Raw genomic sequence first — 23,253 nt, forward strand, 5'->3', positions numbered from 1 at the left:
TGATCAGGATGACAGCGGTTTCAGAGATCGACTAGATGACAGGCGGGCGGCGGGTGTGCCATTCGGTGGCTTGCTCGTAGGCGTAGCCGGCGTGCAGCACGCTGGCTTCGTCCCACATGCGTCCGACAATCTGCAACCCAACTGGCAGGCTGTCCGCGTCGAATCCACAACAAACTGAAAGCGCGGGGTGGCCGGAGGCGTTGAAGCAGCGCGTAAAACGTGTTGCCGCCGTCCTCGCGTCCTCCTCGGTCTTACCTAGCATTACGTTCCTGGTCCCAATGGGAAACGCCGTGAGCGGCGTGGCGGGCGTGATGAGTACATCCACGCTTGCGAATACTTTTTCGAGCGCGATACGAAATTGGTTGCGGGCCAGTTGAGCCAGTACGTAATCGCGGGCGGAGATTTCCTTGCCACGCTCGATGATGAGCCGTACGTCCGCGCCAAGTTCATCAGGCCGCTCGGCAAGATGCTGCGCGTGTCCCGCATGTCCTTCCACCAGCAAAGCCGTGCGGCTGACTTCCGTCAGCGCGGCCATGTCCGGCAGTTTCACAGTGGAGATGCTCGCGCCGAGGTCTTCCATCACCGCTGGCACGCGGCTGAACAGTCGCGCGACTTCCGGGTGTACATCGCGATTGAAGTAATCCTCCGCGACTCCCACGCGCAGGCCTTGCAGGGATTTCCGCAGACTGATCTCCGTCGCCGGGCGGTCGGCGGAGTAGCCATCCTCGGGATCGAATCCAGACAGCACTTGATAGAGGATGCCCGCGTCCACCACGGAGCGGGCCATCGGTCCCACGTGATCGAGCGTCGGTCCCAGCGGATAGACGCCGCGGCAACTGATGCGCCCGAAGCTAGGCTTGAGTCCGGCGACGCCGCAGAACGATCCGGGGATGCGGATGGAGCCGCCGGTGTCTGTGCCGAGAGCGGCGAAGCACATCTCGGTGGCCACGGCCACGCCGGCGCCGCCGCTCGATCCGCCAGAAACACGCTGTGGGTTCCAAGGATTGCGGGTTGGGCCGTAGTGAGGATTATCGTTGGTAATCCCGTAAGCGAACTCGTGCATAGCGGTCTTGCCCACCATCACTGCGCCGGCCTCGCGCAATTTCGTAACTACGACTGCGTCGTGATCGGGGATGAAGTCCGCCATTATCTTCGAGCCTGCCGTGGTGCGCACGCCGGCGGTGTACATCAAATCTTTCACGCTAATGGGAATGCCGTGCAAGGGTCCGCGATTTTCGCCCTTCATGATTTCGCTCTCAGCCTGGCGGGCTTCGCGCAGCGCGGACTCGGCGGTGATGGTAATGAAGGCGTTCAGAAGAGGATTGAGTTGTGCGATGCGCTGGAGCGCCTGCTCGGTCAGCTCGACTGGCGAAATTTGTTTATTGCGCACCTGCGCGGCGACATCGGCTAGATTCATGCGTTAACACCTTGATTGCCACGGAGGCACGGAGACACAGAGAAAAACCTGTTGGGGATAAAAGCAACAAGCCGTAGCAAGGTACTTACACAAAAACTCTCCGTGTCTCTGTGCCTCCGTGGCAATGCGAAATTACTGCTTCATGTGGCGGCGGACGCTGGTTACCACCACGTTGGGCTTGAAGGAGAGAGCGCCGCGCAGGATCAGGCCATTCTGATTATGCAGCAGGCGGTGCCACCACCGGGATGGAACGAACTCAGGCAGCAGCACGGTGACCACATCATTTTCCTTGAACGCGCCAACCTCATCGATAAAGCGCAGCAAAGGTTTCAGCATGGAGCGGTACGGGGAATTGAGAACGATGAGCGGCACGTCCTCGACCCAATGCTGCCATTGAGCGATCAGCTTTTCCGGGTCGTCGTTGTCGACATTTACCTGCACGGCCAGCACATCTTTGGAGAGTGAGCGGGCGTACTCAATGGCACCCAGGCTGGCGCGATTGACGCCAGGCACGGGGACGACGACGGTATGCCGCAGTACGCTGAGACGGTCATAGGTGGCAACCGAGAGTTCCGTGGCGACTTCAAAGTAATGCCGTCGGATGCGCATAAACATCCATACGAGCGCTGGGATAGTCACCAGAACCATCCATGCCCCATGAGTAAATTTGGCCGCCGCCACGATCACCAGAACGGTCGAGGTGGTGAAAGCCCCTAATCCATTCAGGCACATTCGCCAGATATAACCATTGCCGCGCACACGCCACCAGTGAGCAACCATGCCGGCCTGCGACAAAGTGAACGCCACGAAAACGCCCACCGTGTAGAGGGGAATCAGATTGTGCTCGCTGGCGTCATAGAGCACTACCAGGGCGGCTGCGGTAAAACCGAGAAAGATGATGCCGTTGGAAAAAACGAGCCGATCACCCAGGTTGGCGAACTGCCGGGGCAGAAAGCGGTCGCTGGCAATGTAGGAAGTCAAACGTGGAAATCCGGCAAAGGCGGTGTTCGCGGCTAGAACTAGAATGCCCATCGTCGCGGCCTGAAATATGTAATAGATCGTGCCATGCCCAAAACTCAAGCGAGCTAGTTGCGAAAGAATGGTCTCGCCCTCCACCGGCGACAGGTGGTGGTGGGCAGTGGCGGCGGTAATACCCAGGAAGAGTGAGCCGAGAATCACGCCCATGACCATTTGCGTAATCTTGGCGTTGCGTGCTGCGGGTTCCTTGAAAGCCTGCACGCCGTTGGCGACGGCCTCCACGCCGGTCAGCGCGGTGCAGCCAGAGGCAAAGGCTTTCAACAAAATGAAGAACGAGAATGCCTCCCCGGAGGTCGCTGCGGCCTGCACAGGGGTGGCCAGGGACTCCGCGCTGCCGGGCGAAACGAATAAAGCGATGACGCAAAGCCCGTACGCGGCAGCGATGAAAAGATAGACCGGGCCGGCCAGCACACCGGCTGATTCTTTCACTCCGCGCAGGTTCAGCCACATCATGACGCCAATGGCCAGCAGGCACAGTGCCACACGATGAGGGAACATGGAAGGAAACGCCGAAGTGATGGCGGCAATGCCCGCCGCAACGCTCACGGCGACGGTGAGAATGTAGTCGATCAGCAGCGCAGCGCCGCCCACCAGTGCCGCGTACACGCCAAGGTTTTCCTTGGCTACGGTATAGGCGCCGCCGCCGGTGGGATAAGTTTCCAGCGTCTGCCCGTAGGAGATGACCACAATCCACAGCAGGACAATGATCATGATCGCGGCGGGAACGGCCAACTGGAAGGTCGCCGTGCCCGCCGCCACCAGCGCCAATAGAATTGCCTCAGTTGCATAGGCAGTCGACGACAGGCTGTCCGATGCGAAGACGGCCAGGGCGGCCTTCTTGGAAAGTTTCTGCTCGCCCTCCTCGGAAGAGTCGAGCGGGCGACCAACTAATAGATGCTTAAGCCATGTGATCAATGCGTTTCTCTCGGCTCCGGCGCTCCGCATGTGCCTGAATGCATGGGGAATGTAATTAGCAATTCTACTGAGAAACCCGACCAGCGACAACTGGCGCGTGAGACGCGCTACTCCGCCGGGGCGGTTCCTGAGCGCAGGCTCAGCAGATAAGCGCGGATGAACGGATCGATGTTGCCGTCCAGCACGCTGTCGGCGTCGCCCACTTCCACCTTGGTGCGAACATCCTTCACCAAACGGTAAGGGTGAAGCACATAGGAGCGAATCTGGCTGCCGAAGTTGATGCCCATTTTGGCGTCTTCCACTTTCCTGGAAACAGCCTGCTTCTTGGCCAGTTCATGCTCATAGATGCGCGCGCGCAGAATCTTCAACGCGGTGGCGCGGTTCTTGTGCTGGGAACGTTCGTTCTGGCACTGTGCGATCAGCCCGGTGGGCAGATGGGTCATGCGCACTGCCGAGTCCGTAGTGTTGACGTGCTGCCCGCCAGCTCCGCCGGAGCGGTAGGTGTCGATCTTCAGGTCCTCTTCGCGGATGTCCACGGCGATGTTGTCGTCGATCTCAGGAATTACGAAGACGCTCGCAAAGGAAGTGTGGCGCTTTTTCAGTGCATCGAACGGCGAGAGCCGCACCAGGCGGTGAACGCCCACCTCGCTTTTCGCCAAACCGAAGGCGTACTCTCCGGTGATTTCAACCGTGGCAGACTTGTAGCCGGTTTCCTCGCCCTCGCTGAACTCCACCAAATCGGCGCGGAAGCCCTGACGCTCCGCCCATCGAATATACATGCGCAGCAGCATCTCGGCCCAGTCGCAGGCCTCGGTGCCGCCCGCTCCCGCGTGGATGGTCAGAATCGCATTCGAGTGGTCCGTTTCGCCGGAGAGCAGAATGCGCGTTTCCGTCGCCAGGACTTTGTCTTTTAGCAGATCGTATTGAGTGGCCAGATCCTTGGCGACGTCCTCGCCTTCGTGCGCGAGTTCGAACATCACTTCGATGTCCGACTGGCCACGCGCCAACTCCGCATCCTGATGGATGACTTCTTCCAGGCGCTTGCGGCGCTGGAGTATTTTCTGGGTTTGGGTAGGGTCGTTCCAGAACGCGGGGTCGGCGATCTGCTTCTCTAGCGCGGCGAACTCCTCCCGCTTGCCAGGAGCGTCAAAGATAACTCCGAATATCGATGATCTTGCTTTTGAGTTCTACAAACTCCCGCTCGCGTTCGTCGATCATAAGATTACTTCCTCTTCTTGTCAGCTTTCTTCAGTGGGTGGGCACTTTTAGCGTCGCCACGCTTGCCACGCCCTGCGCCTTCCTCGCGTTGGGCGAGTGCAAAAAAACAGCCCAGCAGCGCGAGGCCGCTGGAGCCCATGGCGAACAGGTCGCCGTACTCGGTGTAAAACGTCCGGGCCGTGCCAAACGCCCAGCTAGCCTTCAACACGCCAGCCTGATCCGGCGGCAACTCCGAGACAATCCGGCCATCCGGGGCTATCACGGCGGTCATGCCCGTATTGGTTGCCAGCAGAATGTAGCGGTCATTTTCAATGGCCCTCATGCGCGCCATCAAGAGGTGCTGGTGGCGGGCGGCGGAATCTCCAAACCAGCCGTCGTTGGATAGATTCACCAACACGCCTGCCCCATCATTAACGAAGCGTCGAATCAGATCAGGAAAGATCGCTTCGTAGCAAATGAACGTAGCCAGTTGGCCACCGGGAATCGGGCTGACCACATGCTTCCGCCCCGCGGTAAAATCCGAAACCTCCGCGGTAAGTGAGCGTGCAAAACTGAGCCGCTCGCGCCAGGGTACGTATTCGCCAAACGGCACCAAGTGGATTTTATCATATTGCGAAACCAGCCCGCCGTTGGGAGCCAGCAGCACGGAACTGTTCAGGGCCTTCTCGCGTTGGGAGCCAGGGACGAAGGCTACGATGCCCATCAGGAAATGGCTGTTGGTCTGGCGCGCCAGCCGTTGCGCGTAGGGTCGCGTGAAACCGTCTTCGTGGAAATAGAAATGCGCGGGCATCTCCGGCCAGACGACTAGCGATGGAGTTTTTTGCTCGGGGACCGCGTCGAGCGTGAGCTTGGCCAGCCGCTCGAACAGCGGCGCCTGTGACTGCGCATCCCATTTCTCAAACGCAACCTGTTGCGGGACGTTGGTCTGCACCAGAAAGGCCGATTGATCCGCGACGGGCAGCGCGTCCACGGGAACGAAAGCGAGGGCTCCGACAAGTCCCAACAAGGCCAGCAAATGTAGCGCGGCGAGCTTCGACGGCTTGAGAAACGGCCACAGGATCGCGACCGGAATGGCCACGGTCAAATAGGAAAGGCCATACACTCCGGTCCAGCGGGCGAGCCTCGCCAGTGGGAAATAGTCCGTCAGAAGATATCCGGTGAGCAGCCACGGAAAACCTGTCAGCGCGTGCGCGCGCGCGTATTCCAGGGCCACCCAGAGAAATGGAACAGCAAGCGGTCCCCAGGATAATTTCCAGCAGCGGCCCGCCAGCCAGCCAAAGATTCCCCAGTAGAGTGCCATCACGACGACCAGCAGCAGCAGAACGCCGCTGGCTTCCATGGCGCTCAGCCCGCCGTACTCGCGCTGCACGGGGTAGAGCCAATAGCATGTTCCGGCGAAGAAAAGCGTCCCGCCCAGAAAACCGCCGAGGAAGCGGCGCGCGCCGGAGGCCTCGCGCGCCCCGTGAATCAGCAGCGGCAACAGCGCGACCATGCCCAGAGGGAGCAAGTTGAATTTAGGGAAGGCCAGCGCGAGCAATGCGCCCGAGCTCGCGGCCAGCATGACGGGAACGAGTGATGGAGAATCTTCGCGCGGCTGATCTGCCAAGGAGAATGAACCTGCCTACTCAAAGTCGACCTGCTCAAGTCGATCGGATGCTGCCTGCGGAGAGAGGCCCCCAGCCAGCATGAAGTCATCATCATATCGCCGACAGCCGCCCACGCGCCAGAGTGCCGCAGGTGGCTCATAGTATGCGAGCGGCTCGGTTCAGGCAGCAGCAAGAATGTCTTAGTAGTACGCCAGATAGTGTTCCAGCTCCCAGGGATGGACGTGCGACGAGTAGTCCTTCCATAACGCCTGCTGGGCTTCCATCAAATAGCGATAGATCACCGGGCCGAGGCTCTCCTGCACGATTTTGTCCTTGCGCAATGCGACACTGGCCTCATGCAGATCGGCCGGCAGCGGGTCAATATTGAAGCGTGCGCGCTCGCGGGCACTCATGCGGTAGATGTTCTTGCTGATGGGCGGGCCGGGGTCCAGCTTTTCCTCAATGCCGTGCAGTCCCGCGCGCAGTACGGTAGCGAAAGCCAAATAGGGATTGCAGGATGGATCGGGGCTGCGCAGCTCGCAGCGAGTCTGATTGCCGCGATTGGGTGGCACGCGCACCAGCGGATTCACGTTGCGTTCCGACCAAACCAGATGCGTGGGCGATTCAAAGCCCTGCACCAACCGCTTATACGAATTGATCAGCGGGTTGGTTACCGCCGTGAATCCACGCGCATGGGCCAGCAGTCCCGCGATGAACTGCTTGCCTGTTTCGCTCAGCCCGTGCTCATCCTTGGCATCCTCAAAAACGTTTTTGCTGCCCTTGAGCACCTGGATATGCAGATGCATGCCCGAGCCGTCGCGGCCATAGATTGGCTTCGGCATAAATGTAGCGTGAAGGCCCGCCGCGCTGGCCACGGAGCGCGTCAGCATGCGCATGGAAGCGATGATGTCGGCCATCTGCAATGCCGGAGTTTCCCGCAGATCGATCTCATGCTGACCGGGCGCGATCTCATGGTGCCCGGCCTCAACGACATGGCCTGTGGCCTGCATTTGGGAGACGATGCGGCGGCGCGTTTGCTCGCCGCGATCATGCGGAACCAGATCAAAGTAGCTGCCGGGGTCCTCCGTGCGCGTGGTCGGCTTCATCTGCGCGTCGCGCTGGAAGAGAAAGAACTCGATCTCCGGCGCGATCAGGACTGCGTAGCCGAGCTTGCTGTATTGCTCGATCATGAGTTTTAGTCTGGTGCGCGGACATCCTTCGAATGCGGAATGATCCAGATCGTGGACATCGCAGGTCAGCCGCGCCGCGCGAGTCTCGCCAGCCACCGCAGCCGAGATGCGCAAGGTCTCCAAGTCTGGCTTCAGTAGCAGCTCCGACTCGATGGTGCGATGGAATCCTTCCAGCGCCGAGCCGTCAAATATGACCTCGCCAGCCAGAGCATGATCGAAGCGGTTCGCGGGGATCTCCACGGTCTTGATGGATCCAAGGATGTCGGTAAACTGCAAGAGCAGCAGTTCTACCTTCTCCTCGCGTAGCATATTCAGAGCATCGGAGCTGATCATCTATCTCTCCCCTGTGCGGATGCGATTCCTCACCCAGCGACCACAGTGTAAGTATACGTCATTATTTAAATAATATATATGCGTTAGGTTGACATCAATATGAAAGTATTTAGCAGCTAATACGAAAAATACAAAAGTATTTTTGCAATATACGCCAAATACCATTGACAGTTTAGAAATATGCGGTTATTCTTTGTTTCTGATTTGACATGCATCCGTGCCGGAGCTGCCAAGGCGACATTGTACCTTTCCGATGATGCCTCAGCAAGGTGGCACGGTGATTTTTCAGATTTGTTTGGGGTTGGTCAGTTAGATTCGGTCAGGCAGCATTGATTTAAAGATTTGTCGATTTTTCTGGAGAGCCTTTCCACGCGAGCCTTCGGGGAGTAGACTAGTCTTCGGTTCGTGCCAGCGTGGTTCGCGCGAACTGTGCGTTTCAGAAATAAAAAAGGTTCGCGTTCACGCGGGTCTTGTTCAATCCTCCCCTGTAGCGGGGGCATATTCCGGGAGTGAGACTGATGAAAAAACTAGAGTGCATCATCCGGCCGCATAAGCTCGAGGAAGTTCGGGAGGCGCTGGACAAGGTGGACGTGCACGGCATGACCGTAACGGAAGTGCGCGGATTCGGACGGCAGAAGGGCCACGCCGAGCACTATCGCGGCGTGGAGTACAAAGCCGAGTTCCAGCCCAAGCTCAAGCTGGAGATTCTCGTCCGCGATGACCAGGCCGCCGACGCCGCCAAGACCGTGCAGGACGTCGCCAAGACCGGCAAGTTCGGCGACGGTAAGATCTTCATCTCCCCGGTCGAGGACGTCATCCGCATCCGCACCGGCGACCACGGCGAACAAGCTCTCTAACCTTCCCTGCGACTTTCCAATCGGCGGTCGGCCTGCACCCACGCAGCGCCGGCCGCCTGATTGTTTTCTCCGCCACAAATTCTGCGGCTCGTGCGGCGGAATATAAAGTATCCACGTTCACAGTTTCTCTCACTCTGACTAAATTCCGGGGTTCGGGATTGGGGTTCGGGAACACGCGATCCCGCGCCGACCGTCATCGCCCTGAATGGCTCCTTCTCCGGGCGCGCTTCGCCTCTAAATCATTCAATTTTCCCAACCCATCCGTCCTGACAAGCTTCGGCGAATTCATCCGCAGATTACTCCGATTGTTTTGCGCTCTGCGGAATCTGCGGAATTTGCGGATCACCCGCCTGCGGCCGGAACTGGGGTTTTCCATTGGCCCACTTGCTGACGCGCGCGGCACTGTCACGCAACACCTGCACGCAAGACGGTCACGCAACACGGTCAGGCGGGAGGCGCCGGCGCAGGGGGTTGCAGCGCTTCATTCACCTTTACCACAATAGCCCCCCAGCTTGCCTCAGGTATTTTCTTGCCTTGCGCGTCGGTGAGGTAGAAGACGTCGAAGGCCATGGACTTTTCCGTCGAGAGCTTGGCGAAATTGATGTTCAGGCCCAGGTGGTTGAGACAGGTGGCGATGCTGTAGGCGAAGCCGAGGCGGTCCTCGCCGAGCACTTCGATGACCGTACACTGGTCGGAGATTTCGTTGTTGAGCGTCATGCGCGGGGCGCGATGCGCCGGGGCCGCGGGACGCTCCGTCATGCGGCCAACCAGTTCTTCCACCGACTGCGCGCCCTTCAAAACATTTTCGAGCGTGGCCGCGATGCGCCGTAGGCGGGCGGGTTCCTCGATGGCGTCGCCGCGCGGTGTGGAGATCCAGAGCATGTCCACGGCGATGCCGTCCTGCCGTGTATCCAGACGCGCGCCCAGGATGTTCACCTCCAGCGCGGCCAGCGTGCCGGCTACGCGCGCGAACAAGCCGCGCACATCGGGGCAACATAGCAGCAGGACGGTGAAGCCCTGCTCGGGAAATGGCAGAAAGGCCACGGCAGGCTCGCCTTTCACGGCGCGGCGGGCCAACAGGATCTGGCGCATGATCAGTTCCGGCCTCATGCCCAGCGGGTAGCGATGCGGCATCCGCGCCAGATGGCCATCGGTCCAAACTTGAGCCAGTTCCGCCGTGCTCGGGCGGTCGCCAAGCGAGGCATCCGAAGTAGCAGGGGAGTCGATCAGCAGGCGCGAGACCTGCGCGCGCATTTCGCGCAACTGCTCCTCTTCTTGCGCAGTGGCGGCTTCGCGGCCCAGCAACTCCAGATGCGTTTTTTCGTACAGCTCCCAGAGCAGCGAATTCTTCCAGTCGTTCCATACTTCCGGCGCCACCGCCGCCGTGTCGGCGTAGGTGAGCAGAGTCAGCATGGAGAGCGTCTCTTCGTCGCGCACCACTTCGGCCACCTGCTGTGCCACGCGCCGGTCAGAGAGATCGCGGCGTTGCGAGAGGTGCGAAAGAATCAGATGCTGGCGGACCAGCAAATCCACCTGCGCGACTTTTTCGGCGGGCAAGCCCAGCCGCTCGCAGGCCGCGATGGCGCGCTGTGCACCTTTATTAGAGTGATCGCCGCCGAGACCTTTCCCTACGTCGTGGAACAGCAGTCCCAGATAGAGCGGGGCGGAGTCCTGAATATGATAGGTGGCCGCCCGGTAGCGCTCCATCGAGGCCGGCGGATTGGTCCAGATTTCATCGAGCAGGCCGATGGCGTGCAGGGTGTGCTCGTCGATGGTGTAGCGATGATAGTGGTCATACTGCATCAGCTTGGTCACGTGCCCGAACTCGGGCAGATACTTCCCCAACAACCCGGAGGAGTGCATGGCGCGCAGCGCAGGAGCGACGGCGCCGGGCTTGCGCAGAATCTTCAGAAACAGCGAGGCCATCTCGTGGTCGCGGTGCCAATGGCCGCGGACCAGCGGCAGATGCGTGCGCACGCTGCTGATGATGTCTTCGCCGGGAACCAGCTGCAACTGTTGCGCGGTGCTGAAGACGCGCATCATGTCGGCTGGCGTGTTGGGAAACTTGGGGCCGCCGGCGTCCGCCAGGCGCAACTCCCCATCGGTGCGCAGCAGGTTCAGCCCTTGCGGCAGCTCGACCAGTACCTGCTGGCGGCGCTTGCCCTTCTCGCGCAGCGCGGCGGCCAGGGTCTGGCGCAGCGCCTGATGCACATGCTCGGCGTGGAGGAAATACTGGCGCATGAACTGTTCCTGCGCCAGGATGTGTTCCAGCCCGGCGAAGCCGAGGTTGCGCGCGACGTCGGACTGCGCGGCGAAGTTGAGCTGGTCGATGCGCCGGCCGGTGGTGTAGTGCAGATCATTGCGCACGCGCAAAATCCAGTCATAGCCGCGGCGGGCGCGCTCGAACTCGGCCTTGGAGAGCACGCCGAGACCCACCAGCCCTTCCGCGTCCGGCAACTGCCATGCGCCGCGCGCCAGCCAATGCATCATGTGATAGTCGCGCTGGCCGCCGGGCGACTCCTTCACGTTTGGTTCCAGCAGAAACACGGTCTCGCCGAGCTTGCCGTAGCGCTCGCGAATCTCCTCCTGCTTGCGCTCGACGAACTTGCGCGACTGGCCGGCCCAATGCCGCGCCATGATGCCCAGCAGCTCGTCGCAGAGTTCCTTGCTGCCGGTGAGCAGGCGCGCGTCAAGCAAGGCATTTTCCGCCGAAGCGTCATCCATGGCAAAGGCCAGGCACTGCTGCGCGGTGCGATAGCTGTGGCCCACCTTCAGATTGATGTCCCAGAGCAGATAGACCAGCTCGTGCGCCATGAACTTGCCGAAGTCATCGCTCTGTTTGTTGTGCAGGATGAGCAGATCGACGTCGGACTCCGGGCACAACTCGCCGCGGCCGTAGCCGCCGACCGCGATCACGGAGACAGCCAAATTGGCCGGCTTGACCTTGTCGCGGTCCGGGTAACGCGCCAGCGCCATGCGATAGGCGTGGATGATAATGGCATCCACCACCTGCGCCCGCGAGGAGGCCACTTCCCAGCCCGTGAGGCCGTAGCGATGCAACATGCGCAGGCGATGCGATTCCATCTTGAGGAAGCTGCGCATCAGACGCAGCGATTCCTCCGCCGTGGCTTCCGACACTCCGCCGAGCCGTTGCTCGGCCCGCTGCAATATTTGTTGGAGATCAACCTTCATCGCATACCACCGCCATCTCGTCACCGACAGGTCGATTGAAAAAGAGGATGTTGGAAATTTTATTATGGCATATCCGGTTTCGCGCGCAGTGCGGCGGTGTTGCCTCTATTGGATACAGTCCAGTTGCACTGTCCTCCTGGGCGAAGCGAAGGACCTGTCATTGCCCAGGCAACACAGCAGATTCCTCGTCGCTAAGCTCTTCGGAATGACAATCGAAATTCAATCTGACTCACGGCCCGGATCGGCGACGCGTATCCTCAATGATGCGATTCCGCTTATAATAATCGCTTGGCAGGGGCATTGCTGGCACGGGCACATGACAATGGCAGACACTTCACAACACGAGTCGAACGGTGGGGCGAAGAAGATTCTCCTGTTGAAGCCGCGCGGCTTCTGCGCCGGCGTGGTGCGCGCGATCGACATTGTGAATCTGGCGTTGGAGTATTGCGGGGCGCCCATCTATGTCCGCAAGGAGATCGTGCATAACACGCGGGTCGTGACTGATCTATCAGCCAAGGGAGCCGTGTTTGTCGATTCATTGGAGGAGGTCCCCGGCGGCGCAATGGTCATTTACAGCGCGCATGGGGTCTCGCCGGAAGTGCGTCAGAGGGCCGTGGAGCGTGGGTTGCGGGTGATTGACGCCACCTGCCCGCTGGTTACCAAGGTGCATCTGGAAGCGATCCGCTTCGCGCGTCAGGGTTACTCGATTCTCCTGATCGGGCACAAGGATCACGACGAAGTGATCGGCACGCTCGGTGAAGCTCCCGATCAAACCCTGCTGGTCAGCTCGGTGGAGGATGTCGCCTCTCTCCACCTGCGCGACTCCGAGCGCGTGGCCTATCTCACCCAGACCACGCTCAGTCTGGATGAAGCCAGCAGCATCATCGCCGCGCTGAAGCAGCGTTTCCCGAAGATTGAGGGCCCGCCCGCGCAGGACATCTGCTATGCGACGGAGAATCGCCAGGTAGCGGTGAAGGCCGTGGCCCCGCGCGCCGATCTGCTGCTGGTGGTGGGGTCGCCGAATAGCTCCAATTCCAACCGGCTGGTGGAAGTCGCCGGCAACCTGAACATGCCCGGGCATCTGATTGAAGATCAGAGCGAGATCGACGAGGCTTGGCTGGAAAATACCCGGACCGTGGCCGTAACCGCTGGCGCATCCGCGCCGGAGCATCTGGTCCAGCAGGTCATTCAGCATCTGCGGAGCCGTGGCTTTTCCGAGCTGGACGAAGTGGAAATTGTTCCCGAGGACGTCCGCTTCGCGTTGCCACCGGAGTTGATCTCGCTTGCCCCGGCGCTAGCGCGACAACCTGTTCAATAGATTATTTGCATTTGTATCGCTGCGCTGGATCGTGGCGCTGAGAATGAACTCCGATGAATCCTCCACCCAACTCCTATACGGACCAACCACTTTCCTCATCAGGAATCACGCATCGCCGTGGCGGATTTGAAGCTGCGCCCCCGGATGTAACCGGCGCGCTCGCAGCCGCGTTGGAATCCTTGGCGAAGCAGCAATCGTCCGAAGGCTGGTGGTGTGGTGAGCTGGAGGCCGACAGCTCGCTCGAAGCCGACGCGATCATACTGGAGCATTATCTCGGGACTCCCGATGCGGAACGCGTCCGCAAGCTGGCCAACTGCATTCGCGAGGAGCAGACGGCTGAGGGCGCATGGTGCCTCTATCCGGGTGGCCAGCCGAACATCAATCTGATCATCAAATCGTATTTCGCGCTGCGTCTGGCGGGAGTCCCGGAGAACGATCCTGCTTTGGTGCAGGCGCGCAAAGTGGCGCTGGACCTTGGCGGCGTGGAGGCGGCCAACAGTTTCACGCGCATCTACCTGTGTTTCTTCGGGCAGTATAGCTGGAACTACGTTCCCGCTCTACCACCTGAAGTCATCCTGCTTCCCAACTTCGCTTACATCAATCTGCACGAAATCTCTTCGTGGTCGCGGACCATTCTGGTTCCGCTGTCGATCATCTATTCGTTCCAGCCGAAGAAAAAGCCGCCCGCCGGAGTGAGCCTCCAGCCGCTGTTCCTGGAGCAAGGGGCCAAGCCGTCCACCTTGTTTCTTCCCGGCGAGCCGCTGCATAGCTGGAAGAGCTTGATTCACGCCGCCGACCGCACGCTCTCCGTGCTGGAGCAGAAGAAGTGGACGCCGCTGCGCCGCAAGGCGCTGCAGAAAGCGGAGCAGTGGCTGCTCGATCACTTGCAGGGATCGGACGGACTGGGCGCCATCTATCCGGCCATGATGAACGCCATCATCGCGCTCGACTGCCTCGGCTACGACCGTCGCAGCGATCCGCTGCGGCACGAGTTGGCCGAGTTCTGGCGGCTGGGCATTACAGAGAAAAATTCGATGCGCATGCAGCCCTGCTTCTCGCCGGTGTGGGATACCGCGCTGGCCACCTTTGCCACCGCTGCTGATAATGACTTGCAGCCCGCCACTCCTTCGGCGGCATCCTCGGCACGGAGCACTCCTGCGCCTCTGCAAAAAGCCGCCGATTGGCTCATCTCCAGGCAAGTGCTGCGCTCCGGCGATTGGGTGGTGAAGAATCCGGCGGTGGCTCCCGGCGGCTGGTGTTTCGAATTCGCCAACGACCACTATCCCGACGTGGACGATACGGCGATGGTGTTGCTGACGTTGAGCCGTGTGCGCACGCAGGACACCATCCGCCAGCAGCAATCCATGCGCCGCGGCCTAGCTTGGTTGTTGAGCATGCAGAATAGCGATGGTGGCTGGCCATCGTTCGACAAGGACAACAACAAGCAGGTGCTGACGCAAGTACCTTACGCCGATCACAACGCCATGCTCGACCCCAGCGCCGCCGACATTACCGGTCGCGTGCTGGAGATGCTCGGCGCCCTCGGTTACGGTCCGGTGTTTCCCGCCGCCGAGCGGGCCATTCAGTTCCTGCGCCGCGAGCAGGAGAGCGACGGCTGCTGGTATGGCCGATGGGGTGTGAACTACATCTATGGGACGTGCTTCGTGCTGCGCGGGCTGGCCTCCATCGGCATCGACATGCGCGAGGGTTATACCATGCTGGCGGCGGAATGGATTCGCTCGCTGCAAAATCCCGATGGCGGCTGGGGCGAAAGTTGTGACTCCTACCACCGCCCCGAGCTGCGTGGCCTCGGACCCAGCACCGCCGCGCAGACGGCCTGGGCGCTGCTGGGAATTTTTGCCACCGGCGACTTCAACTCCGAGTCTGCACGCCGCGGCGTGCGCTATTTTCTGAACACGCAGAAGAACGGCACCTGGGAGGACTCGACTTTCACCGGGACCGGCTTCCCCAAAGTGTTCTACCTCAAGTACCATCTCTATAGCTTGTATTTTCCGCTGCTGGCTCTCAGCGAGTATCGTCGGCACCAATCTGGCTTGGGAGTTTCGTACCGTGGCCTGCCGGAGTGGCAACGCATTCTGGACCGCGACCGCGGGTAAAGCTGTCCGCAGACTACCGCGCATCAACAGGCAGTGGTGAAAAGGCCAATCGAATGCACCGCACTTCTCTGATTGCTGTTCTAACAACTCTTGTCCTGCTTGCTGCGCCACGACTCTCGCCAGCACAGGCCACGCATGAGAACTATCGCTATCGCGTCGCGCAGGTATCCATCGCGCCGGTGATTGATGGCGATCTCTCCGACACCGTCTGGGCGGACGCGCAGGCAATCGATCAATTCACGCAGCAGGAACCGCGCGAGGGCCAGCCCTCCACCGAGCGCTCGGAAGTGCGCGTGCTGCGCGACGAGGAGAATCTCTACATCGCCGTTATGAATCACGATACGGATCCGTCCGGCGTGGTGCGCAACGTGCTTCGCTTCCGAGATGACTCGGTATGGCAGAAGGACGACGTGGTGCGCATCGTCGTGGACACCTTCCACGACCACCGCCGCGGCTATGTCTTTTCCATTAACCCGCTAGGCGCCAAGCAGGATTCGCAGGTGGACAATCAACTGTGGAACTCGGACTGGGATGAAGTCTGGAACGTCAAGACTCGCTTGCTGAACAACGGTTGGAGCGTCGAGCTGGCCATTCCGTTCCGCATCCTGCGTTTTCCAGTCGGCGGCGGGGCGGAAAGCACAAGCGACGTGTGGGGATTCAATGTGGTGCGCTCCATCAAGCGCAAGAACGAGTCGGCTTCGTGGGCGCCCATCCCAGCCGGCCAGTCCCTGATCCGCAACGAATTTCTCGGTCATCTCGAGGGCATGTCCGGCATCGAGCCGAAACGCAACTTGCAGATCATTCCCTACACGCTGGGTAGCTGGACGCGCACGACCGGCAGCGCCGCGGTGCGCAAGGGCGAACTCGGCGGCGACGTCAAGTATGCGCTCACCTCGTCGCTCTCGCTCGACCTCACCTACAACACCAACTTCGCGCAGGTGGAAGCCGATGACGAGCAGGTGAACCTGACGCGCGCCTCGCTGCGGTTCCCGGAGAAGCGCGAGTTTTTTCTCGAGAACGCGCAGATATTCAACTTCGGCATGGACGATGGCGCGGAGATATTTTTCAGCCGGCGCATTGGCCTGTCCGGTCGCCAGCCGGTGCCCATCCTCGGCGGCGCGCGCATGAGCGGGCGCGTCGGCCCACTCGACGTTGGCGTGCTGACCACGCAGACCGAGGAGTTCGCGGGGCTTGATTCCACGAACTTAAGCGCAGGCCGGATGCGCTGGAATCTGGGGCCGCGCTCGTATGTGGGCGGCATTCTAACCTCGGTTGCGAACGGCAATCAACGCAGTCTCACCTTTGGTCCGGATGCGTTGGTATGGCTGGGGCGCAATCTGCGCGCGGAGGGATTTTTCGCCGCAGTGGATGACACCGCTAATGACACCCCTAATGCCACCGATGATGTGGAGCATCGCAAGTCCGGCGGCGTGTCGGTCATCTATAACACCGACCTAATGGAGGCCTCGCTGCGCACGCTTTCCATTGACAAGGGCTTCAACCCAGCGCTGGGATTCATCCCCCGCGACGATGCGCGGCAGCAGATTGCATTCATTCGTCGTAGCGTTCGTTTGAATCGCTGGTGGTCGCGCAAGCTCGATGTCTACCTGGATTTTTCGTATCTCGCCAATCAACGCGGCAATCTGGAGAGCCGTGAGCGCGAATTTGGATACTTGAATCAGTTTGAGTCCGGCGACTCCATTCGCATGGAATGGGAAAGCGGGTTGGAGCATGTCTTTGACAACAAGCCCTTCGTGATTGATGCGCGCAGGGGAATCATCGTGAAGAACGGCGACTTCCGCACGGATCGTTTTGACTCCGCGTTCGCCGGCTTCTCTGGTCGCGCGCTGGTGCCGGGCGTTCAGTTTGAGACGGGGCCGTGGCTGAGCGGGCGGCGCACCACGCTGAATCTCTCGAACGTCTGGCGTGCCTCGCCGCACTTCCTTCTGGATGGCGAGTATGAATTAAATGATGTCACTCTGCCCGAAGGCGCGTTCGCGGCCCATTTGTGGCGCACGCGCGTTAGCGTGCCGCTGACGGCGCGCATGACCACCGATGCCTACCTGCAATGGAACAGTTTGGACGATACCTTCAGCACGCAACTGCGCTTTCACATGCTCTACGCGCGCGACAGTAATCTGTTCGTGGTGTTCACCGACGGTCGTCGCGGGATCGACGCCTTGCTCGGCTCGGTATTGGACAATCGGCAGCACGTTAGAGATCAGGCTTTGCAGGTGAAACTCACTTATAGGCTTTACCAGTGAGTGAGTGGAGTAATGAGTCAGTAGAAATGGTCAGATCAATTTGTCAGCTTAGTGGCTATGACTTACTCGCTGACTGTTCCAGAGTGAGTAAGTAACTCTTGTTAGTGAGTCCCCCGCCGTATCCTCCCAACGTGCCGTCTCCGGCAATCACTCGATGACAGGGGACGATAATCGCCACGGGATTTGCTCCGTTGGCCGTGCCCACCGCGCGCGACGCCTTGGCATTTCCGATGCGGCGCGCGATCTGTCCGTAGGAGATGACCTCACCGTAAGGAATTCCGTTGAGCGCCTTCCAGACCTTCTTCTGAAATGGGGTGCCTTCCACGTCCATAGGAACGGAAAAGTTGCGCCGTTGCCCGGCGAAATATTCCTTCAACTCGCGCGCCGCCAGTGCCGCGATGCGGGTCGCCGAAGTTCGCCCTTTATTCGCCTGAACAGTGGCGCCGGATGGCTTGACAGATTTGCGGTTTTTTCCAAATTCACCAAATTGCACACTTTCACGGTTCCAGCGGATTTCAAGCTTCCGCACCCCGCTGTCCGAGCAGTGAATTTTGATCCCTCCGATGGGTGATTCCAGGGTGCTGACGGCTAGGCTAGGCATGTGGATTCTCCTGACGATTCCGCAAATTCCGTGAAAGTGTGCACTTTGGTCCCTGCCGCAAATTCCGCGAATTTCGCATCTGCCGATTCTTTGGTATCTTCTGATAACTTTGACGACCAATCCAGTGCGGAATTCGTCTCTGGAATTGGGCGGGCAGCCAACTGCATTTTACTATAGGAAGGAAAAGTTCTCTAACAATTTCAGGATAACCCTTGGCGCGCGCTGCGGGATCGGAGATAATCCTCCGTTCGCTTGTCCGCGGGAAGGACTGCCGGGCCAGTTCTGAGATTATCGGGGGAAATGATCAACATGAGTGTGCTACCCAAAGCAAGTCGCGCCGCCGTGTTGCGCAAGGCCAAGGAGCCGGTGGAGATTCGCGAGATAGAAATCCTCCCGCCCGAGCCCGGCGCAATCGTGGTGAAGGTGGAGGCCGCGACCATCTGCGGCACGGACGTGCATATCTGGCACGGCGACCTCGTCCCGGAATGGCCTGTGGGCATGGGTCACGAGATGACCGGACGCATTGTCGCGCTCGGAGAAAGCGTGGGTGCCGACGCGAAAGACGGCGTGATTCGGGACGCCGCCGATCAGCCGCTGGCCATCGGCGACCGCATCGTGTGGGCCTACCCGTGGTGCGGCAAGTGCTACTACTGCACCATCGCGCGGCAGCCGACGTTGTGCCCCAACGCGCGCATGAACGGCTGGCGCAGCGCGGAGAAGTATCCCTACCTGTGCGGAGGCTTCGCCGACTATTGCTACGTGCTGCCCGACTGCCGCCCGGTGAAAGCGCCGACGGACATGGACGCCGCAGTGGTGTCGTCGGCGACCTGCGCGCTACGCACGGTGATGCACGCCTTCGAGCGGCTCGATCAATACGGCGGCATCGGCGTGCAACCCTCCATCGCCGTGCTGGGCACGGGTCCGGTGGGTCTGTACTCGGTGGCGGCGGCGCTCGTTGCCGGCGCTTCGCAGGTGATCTCCATCGGCGCGCCCGAGCGTCGCGTGGAGCTGGCGAAGAAGTGGGGCGCGGCGCACGTCATCAACATTGACGACATGAAGGACGGGCGCGAGCGCATCGACACCGTGAAGAAGCTCACCGGCGGACGCGGCGCCGACATCGTCATCGAAGCCGCCGGACCTCCCAGCGCATTTGAGGAGGGCCTCGAAATGGTCCGGCGCGGCGGGCGGTTTCTGGTGATCGGCACCACGGCCACGCGCAACGTGCAGATCTCACCGCGCCGCATCAACAAGGACATGGTCGAGATCATCGGCGTCATCTCCGCACACGTTGGCCACTTCCATAAGGCCATGCAGTTTTTGCAATCGAACCGCGCGCGCTTCGACTTCTCCGAGATGATCTCGAACCGCTACGCGCTGAAGGATGTGAACGACGCGCTCGAGAATATGGCCGCGCTGCGCGAGATCAAGCCCGCGATCATTCCATCGATGGGTTAGGGAATGGGCGGTGGGCAATGGGGTGTGCGCGCTAATCGCCGTTGCGGAGTGCCATCAGATACTTGAACAGCCAGACGACGCCGGTAATCGGCAGCAGCAGTATCTGCGTAATCATGAATTGCCGGCTGCTCGAAGCTTCGCGGGTCTGTTTCTCCGTGCTCACCATTTGCACCATCAGCATGGCCGCGTACTTGGTGAAGTCCGTGGCGCACTTCTCGCACGTGCCACCCTGCATTTGAAGGTGATGGCAGGACGGACATTCATAGCGCGTCGGCATGTGGCAGCGCTTGCAGAAGCGCACCGTCACGGGATTGTCTAGCCCGCACTTCGAGCAGGTAATGGGCGGAAGCGGCATGTGGCGATTATACGTCACAGCCCGCCGCCGGCACCGCCGCATTTCGCGACCGGCCATATACTAAGTTGGCACAGTTCTTACGGGTACGCCTTCGCGTGACGCCTGGTAAATAGGAATCTCCTTCGCTTCCCGATAAATCGGGACAGGCCGCTCAGGAGGACAGCGCACAAAGGATGTTGATGTGTTATTAGTGGGTAGTAGTGGGTACGACACGAGCGGTCAATTGTGGTAGTCTGGCATCGCCTGTCCGGCAATGGCAGGCAATGATAACGGGGCGTCCAATTATTTGATGAGGAGGAAAGATACATGAGGAAACTATTTTTATTGGCCATCACGGCCGTGGCAATGATGGGAATTGGAGTGGGCGTGGAATCAGCCGGCGCGCAACAGCCTGCTCCGCCAGCGGGAGGCCAAGCAGCACCGGCGGCGCCACCGGCACCAATGACGTTTTTCATCACCAGCGTCAGTCCGGGGACGGGCGCGAACATCGGCGGCCTCGCGGGCGCGGACGCGCATTGCTCGAAGCTCGCGGCGGCCAGCGGCGCGGCGGGAGCGGCCAGCAAGACGTGGCACGCGTATCTCAGCACGCAGGGAGCGGGCGCTGTGAACGCGCGCGACCGCATCGGCGCGGGTCCGTGGCACAACGCCAAGGGCGAGCTGATCGCCAACAACGTCGCCGATCTGCACGGCGATGTCGAGCGCGACCGCAACAACGTAACCAAAGGCTCGGCGCTGAGCGAGAAGGGCGAAGGGATCAACGGGCGCGGCGACACGCCGAACCGCCACGATATCCTCACCGGCTCGACCTCGCACGGCCGCGCCTTCACCGATGCCGCCGACCACACCTGCAAGAACTACACCGACGGCACCTCGCCCGCGGGACAAGGCTCGGTGAGCCTGGGCCATCACGACCGCAACGGCGGCGGCAATACGTCCTGGAACGCCGCGCACCCGAGCCGCGGCTGCTCGCAAGACAACCTGAAAGCCTCCGGCGGCGACGCGTTGCTCTACTGCTTCGCGCAATAGTTACGGTGGGAAGGAGAAATCCTTATCGCTTTCTCCTTCCTAATTTCTAGCTCTAGGCTGCTAAAAGCGATTGTTTCTACAAGACAATTATTTGTTCGAGGTGTCGAATCTAACATCGATTTCTTCGATCCAGTTTCGGGCAGCTTTCACTTGATCTTTGTACCTGTCAGCCTCAACGATGGTGAGAAAGGAGCTAAAGTGCTCGCGAGCCAGTTGTAAATCTCTTTTCTCGCGAAAGTTGATTAGCCCTAAACAGAAATAGAGCCAGTATCGATTCGGCTCCTCCTCTAGTATATTCTGTATGAATATTTCGCAGTCCATAGGTGTATTGGAATTTTGTAGTGGTGCGTCGAAAGCTCTCCTGTACATCTTGTAAGCTGAGTCCAAATCGCCGTCGTACGCATTCAAGAAAGCCTCACTGTACATCCACGAACCATCAAGGACGCGGTGGCATTCGCCAACAAGCTCCTTTGCCCTAGCGATATCCCGTCTCAGCACGAATGCGCAGAATGCCCCACTTAATCGTGCTAAATAGCTTTCTGGTCTGTAATGTAAAAGTACTTGGCTAAGTCGTTAGGCCTCGCCTAAGACCCCAGCATCTCTAAGGTGGTTATGCCGCCACATGAGGATGTCAAGCCAAGCTTCGTAAATTTCGGCAAGCCGCGTTTGAACTTTTCTGAGCAGTACAGCCGTTGGAGTTTGATTGCCTTCCTCCTGCTGCGAGATCAATTCTAATCGCCTTTCTGCCTCCATTAGCAAATTCTCCGCAAATCCGAACTCATGAGAAAATGCGGCAGCGGTAGCGAATATGTATCGCACATACGCATCGACATGCTTTGCTGCAAATTCGCACTCAAAAATCGTTTCATCAAGCCGGAATACGAATCTCCGTGGTAAAGCCTCAGAAAATTCTGAGAGAAAATTCCGCTGAACACTTTCCTGTAACTGCCTGTGCCGCACTCCCGCACGCAAATCAACTACGTATCGTGAAGCCCCCTCCACTGTTCTGACTCTTGCTCGCCCGAATAGTATGAATGCGAGATTGGCTTCCTTCGCAACGCGCCTAGCTTTCTCGTCATCCTCGACTAGTTCAGACGCAATGCTTTGTGGTAGTTCTATGCAATTGATCCTTTGGCTGTATGCAGAATTTGAAGATGTTAGCAATTGCCGGAGAGGAATCAAGAAATCCGCTCTCAACTTATTCTCTTGTTCTGAATCTTCAAATTTTATTGCTATCCCAAAGCCAACTTTGTCCTTCGGAACGTGGGGTAATCTGAATTTCCTCCAAACAACGATTAAGCCGATTATTACAATGGAGACAATCGCCCATTCCACCGCACTTACTTGCTTGATGTCGATTCCTGCGAAATAGAAAACGAGGAGCGCAAATGCAATTGCACATGCCGCAAATAGCCCAACTGGCCTGTGCCATCGGTCCTTGACGAAGGAGGATGCTTGTTCTAGATATTCTTTCATGGGAATAGACTACCAATTAATAAGCCCACAATCATCCCATAGCGATGGAGAAGAATCTCCCACTTCCGCTGGCGCTGCACTTGGGCATGCGGCAGGGAGGTGGAGTGTTTATCTTTTTCCATGGGGCTGACGTGGTGTGAGAGGCGTGCCAACCCAATCGAACGGGCAGATACTCATCGAGAAGAAGGCGCATGGGTGTGGCGCGGCTCGGATACACCATCCCGAAAAACGAGCTAGAATTGCGGGGAGGCGCAAAACTTCCCGCGCTATAATGCAGGTTCTGTCAATTCGACCGTATTAGAACTAACCAAACTCATCAGAGGAGAAAGCATGACCCCGCAGGAAGCTAAAGTTATTGCAGATTTTGTGATTGCTGATATTGAAAGTGAGATGTAGACCACGCTGGCCGTGTTGGGCGCGGTGCCTGCTGATCATCTCGACTATAGGCCGGACGCCAAGTCCAAGACCGGGCTGGGGCTGTGTCGGCACCTTGCGCTGGAAGACCATTGGCTATTGAACTGTATTGCCGACGGCGCGTTCACGACGCCTCCGCCTGACGACTCCGACGCGTGCGGAATTATGACGCCCGCCGATGCCGTCGCGCGTTACCAGAAGGATTTTCCGCCTGCGCTCAATCGCTTGCGCGCCATGACCAGCGAGCAGTTGCTCAAGATCATCGACTTGATGGGGATGATTCAGATGCCGGCGGTCAACATGCTTTCGATGTTCGGCAGGCACACCGTGCATCATCGCGGGCAGCTCAGCACCTATCTGCGCGCGATGGGCGGGAAAATCCCGGGCATCTACGGTCCCAGCGCCGACACGCAGTAGCGTGGGGAACAGCAGGTCCCTCGTCGGTGCCCTCCTCGGGATGACGACGTTAGGGAATAGCGCA

General features: G+C 59.5%; 16 protein-coding genes. 7 read left to right on the forward strand and 9 right to left on the reverse strand.

Going from position 1 to position 23,253, the window contains the following annotated elements:
- Positions 1 to 31: 31 nt before the first annotated feature.
- The 5 genes from EXQ56_02420 to glnA all read right to left on the reverse strand — a co-directional run bounded on the left by EXQ56_02420 (position 32) and on the right by glnA (position 7,697).
- On the reverse strand, positions 32 to 1,417 hold the full coding sequence (locus EXQ56_02420) for an amidase (protein ID MSO19308.1): 1,386 nt from the start codon (positions 1,415 to 1,417) through the stop codon (positions 32 to 34).
- 132 nt (positions 1,418 to 1,549) lie between these two features.
- Positions 1,550 to 3,370 (reverse strand): APC family permease, encoded by a 1,821-nt coding sequence (locus EXQ56_02425; GenBank protein ID MSO19309.1) that lies wholly within the window; start codon positions 3,368 to 3,370, stop codon positions 1,550 to 1,552.
- A gap of 107 nt (positions 3,371 to 3,477) precedes the next feature.
- A protein-coding gene (locus tag EXQ56_02430) for a peptide chain release factor 2 (protein MSO19310.1) occupies positions 3,478 to 4,588 on the reverse strand; the annotation gives its coding sequence in 2 pieces (ribosomal slippage) (positions 3,478 to 4,539 and positions 4,541 to 4,588; 1,110 coding nt in all).
- Between the two features lie 4 nt (positions 4,589 to 4,592).
- Entirely contained in the window at positions 4,593 to 6,194 is a 1,602-nt protein-coding gene (gene lnt / locus EXQ56_02435) for an apolipoprotein N-acyltransferase (protein ID MSO19311.1), read from the reverse strand.
- A 180-nt stretch (positions 6,195 to 6,374) separates the two neighbouring features.
- Complete coding sequence (gene glnA / locus EXQ56_02440; GenBank protein MSO19312.1) at positions 6,375 to 7,697, reverse strand: type I glutamate--ammonia ligase; 1,323 nt, start codon at positions 7,695 to 7,697, stop codon at positions 6,375 to 6,377.
- A gap of 518 nt (positions 7,698 to 8,215) precedes the next feature.
- On the opposite strand from glnA, the gene EXQ56_02445 reads away from it, so the two are divergent.
- Positions 8,216 to 8,554, forward strand: coding sequence for a P-II family nitrogen regulator (locus EXQ56_02445; protein MSO19313.1), 339 nt, complete (start codon positions 8,216 to 8,218; stop codon positions 8,552 to 8,554).
- A gap of 444 nt (positions 8,555 to 8,998) precedes the next feature.
- Here the strand turns inward: EXQ56_02445 and glnD are convergent, their stop codons facing one another.
- Positions 8,999 to 11,746: a [protein-PII] uridylyltransferase gene (glnD, locus tag EXQ56_02450; protein ID MSO19314.1), complete on the reverse strand. Its 2,748-nt coding sequence runs from the start codon at positions 11,744 to 11,746 to the stop codon at positions 8,999 to 9,001.
- Positions 11,747 to 12,062: 316 nt separating this feature from the next.
- Here glnD and EXQ56_02455 point away from each other — a divergent pair, with 316 nt between their 5' ends.
- Genes EXQ56_02455 through EXQ56_02465 form a run of 3 tightly spaced genes read left to right on the forward strand, consistent with a single transcriptional unit; the run spans position 12,063 to position 17,445 of the window.
- The gene (locus EXQ56_02455; protein ID MSO19315.1) at positions 12,063 to 13,064 is read left to right on the forward strand and encodes a 4-hydroxy-3-methylbut-2-enyl diphosphate reductase; all 1,002 of its coding nucleotides are present in this window, start codon (positions 12,063 to 12,065) and stop codon (positions 13,062 to 13,064) included.
- A 53-nt stretch (positions 13,065 to 13,117) separates the two neighbouring features.
- Entirely contained in the window at positions 13,118 to 15,181 is a 2,064-nt protein-coding gene (gene shc / locus EXQ56_02460; protein ID MSO19316.1) for a squalene--hopene cyclase, read from the forward strand.
- Positions 15,182 to 15,234: 53 nt separating this feature from the next.
- Positions 15,235 to 17,445 carry a hypothetical protein gene (locus EXQ56_02465; protein MSO19317.1) on the forward strand — a complete coding sequence of 737 codons (2,211 nt, stop codon included), beginning with the start codon at positions 15,235 to 15,237 and terminating at the stop codon, positions 17,443 to 17,445.
- Between the two features lie 55 nt (positions 17,446 to 17,500).
- On the opposite strand, the gene EXQ56_02470 is transcribed toward EXQ56_02465, so the two are convergent.
- Positions 17,501 to 18,046, reverse strand: coding sequence for a methylated-DNA--[protein]-cysteine S-methyltransferase (locus EXQ56_02470; protein MSO19318.1), 546 nt, complete (start codon positions 18,044 to 18,046; stop codon positions 17,501 to 17,503).
- Positions 18,047 to 18,346: 300 nt separating this feature from the next.
- Here EXQ56_02470 and EXQ56_02475 point away from each other — a divergent pair, with 300 nt between their 5' ends.
- A complete protein-coding gene (locus EXQ56_02475; protein MSO19319.1) occupies positions 18,347 to 19,501 on the forward strand; it encodes an alcohol dehydrogenase in 1,155 nt (384 codons plus the stop codon).
- 31 nt (positions 19,502 to 19,532) lie between these two features.
- Here the strand turns inward: EXQ56_02475 and EXQ56_02480 are convergent, their stop codons facing one another.
- Positions 19,533 to 19,874: a hypothetical protein gene (locus tag EXQ56_02480; protein ID MSO19320.1), complete on the reverse strand. Its 342-nt coding sequence runs from the start codon at positions 19,872 to 19,874 to the stop codon at positions 19,533 to 19,535.
- Between the two features lie 423 nt (positions 19,875 to 20,297).
- Here EXQ56_02480 and EXQ56_02485 point away from each other — a divergent pair, with 423 nt between their 5' ends.
- Positions 20,298 to 20,882, forward strand: coding sequence for a hypothetical protein (locus tag EXQ56_02485; GenBank protein MSO19321.1), 585 nt, complete (start codon positions 20,298 to 20,300; stop codon positions 20,880 to 20,882).
- 573 nt (positions 20,883 to 21,455) lie between these two features.
- On the opposite strand, the gene EXQ56_02490 is transcribed toward EXQ56_02485, so the two are convergent.
- The gene (locus tag EXQ56_02490) at positions 21,456 to 22,358 is read right to left on the reverse strand and encodes a hypothetical protein (protein MSO19322.1); all 903 of its coding nucleotides are present in this window, start codon (positions 22,356 to 22,358) and stop codon (positions 21,456 to 21,458) included.
- Positions 22,359 to 22,760: 402 nt separating this feature from the next.
- Here EXQ56_02490 and EXQ56_02495 point away from each other — a divergent pair, with 402 nt between their 5' ends.
- On the forward strand, positions 22,761 to 23,189 hold the full coding sequence (locus EXQ56_02495) for a hypothetical protein (protein ID MSO19323.1): 429 nt from the start codon (positions 22,761 to 22,763) through the stop codon (positions 23,187 to 23,189).
- Positions 23,190 to 23,253 lie beyond the last annotated feature (64 nt).

It is taken from the genome of Acidobacteriota bacterium (assembly GCA_009691245.1).
GTDB lineage: Bacteria > Acidobacteriota > Terriglobia > 2-12-FULL-54-10 > 2-12-FULL-54-10 > SHUM01.

What these genes read in the sequence shown, in the direction of transcription:
- EXQ56_02420 (MSO19308.1), bottom strand. Translation starts at nt 1,417, where the DNA reads ATGAATCTAGCCGATGTCGCCGCGCAGGTGCGCAATAAACAAATTTCG.
- EXQ56_02465 (MSO19317.1), top strand. Translation starts at nt 15,235, where the DNA reads ATGCACCGCACTTCTCTGATTGCTGTTCTAACAACTCTTGTCCTGCTT.
- EXQ56_02470 (MSO19318.1), bottom strand. Translation starts at nt 18,046, where the DNA reads ATGCCTAGCCTAGCCGTCAGCACCCTGGAATCACCCATCGGAGGGATC.
- EXQ56_02475 (MSO19319.1), top strand. Translation starts at nt 18,347, where the DNA reads ATGATCAACATGAGTGTGCTACCCAAAGCAAGTCGCGCCGCCGTGTTG.
- EXQ56_02485 (MSO19321.1), top strand. Translation starts at nt 20,298, where the DNA reads ATGACGTTTTTCATCACCAGCGTCAGTCCGGGGACGGGCGCGAACATC.
- shc (MSO19316.1), top strand. Translation starts at nt 13,118, where the DNA reads ATGAATCCTCCACCCAACTCCTATACGGACCAACCACTTTCCTCATCA.
- EXQ56_02455 (MSO19315.1), top strand. Translation starts at nt 12,063, where the DNA reads ATGACAATGGCAGACACTTCACAACACGAGTCGAACGGTGGGGCGAAG.
- EXQ56_02490 (MSO19322.1), bottom strand. Translation starts at nt 22,358, where the DNA reads ATGAAAGAATATCTAGAACAAGCATCCTCCTTCGTCAAGGACCGATGG.
- glnD (MSO19314.1), bottom strand. Translation starts at nt 11,746, where the DNA reads ATGAAGGTTGATCTCCAACAAATATTGCAGCGGGCCGAGCAACGGCTC.
- EXQ56_02445 (MSO19313.1), top strand. Translation starts at nt 8,216, where the DNA reads ATGAAAAAACTAGAGTGCATCATCCGGCCGCATAAGCTCGAGGAAGTT.
- glnA (MSO19312.1), bottom strand. Translation starts at nt 7,697, where the DNA reads ATGATCAGCTCCGATGCTCTGAATATGCTACGCGAGGAGAAGGTAGAA.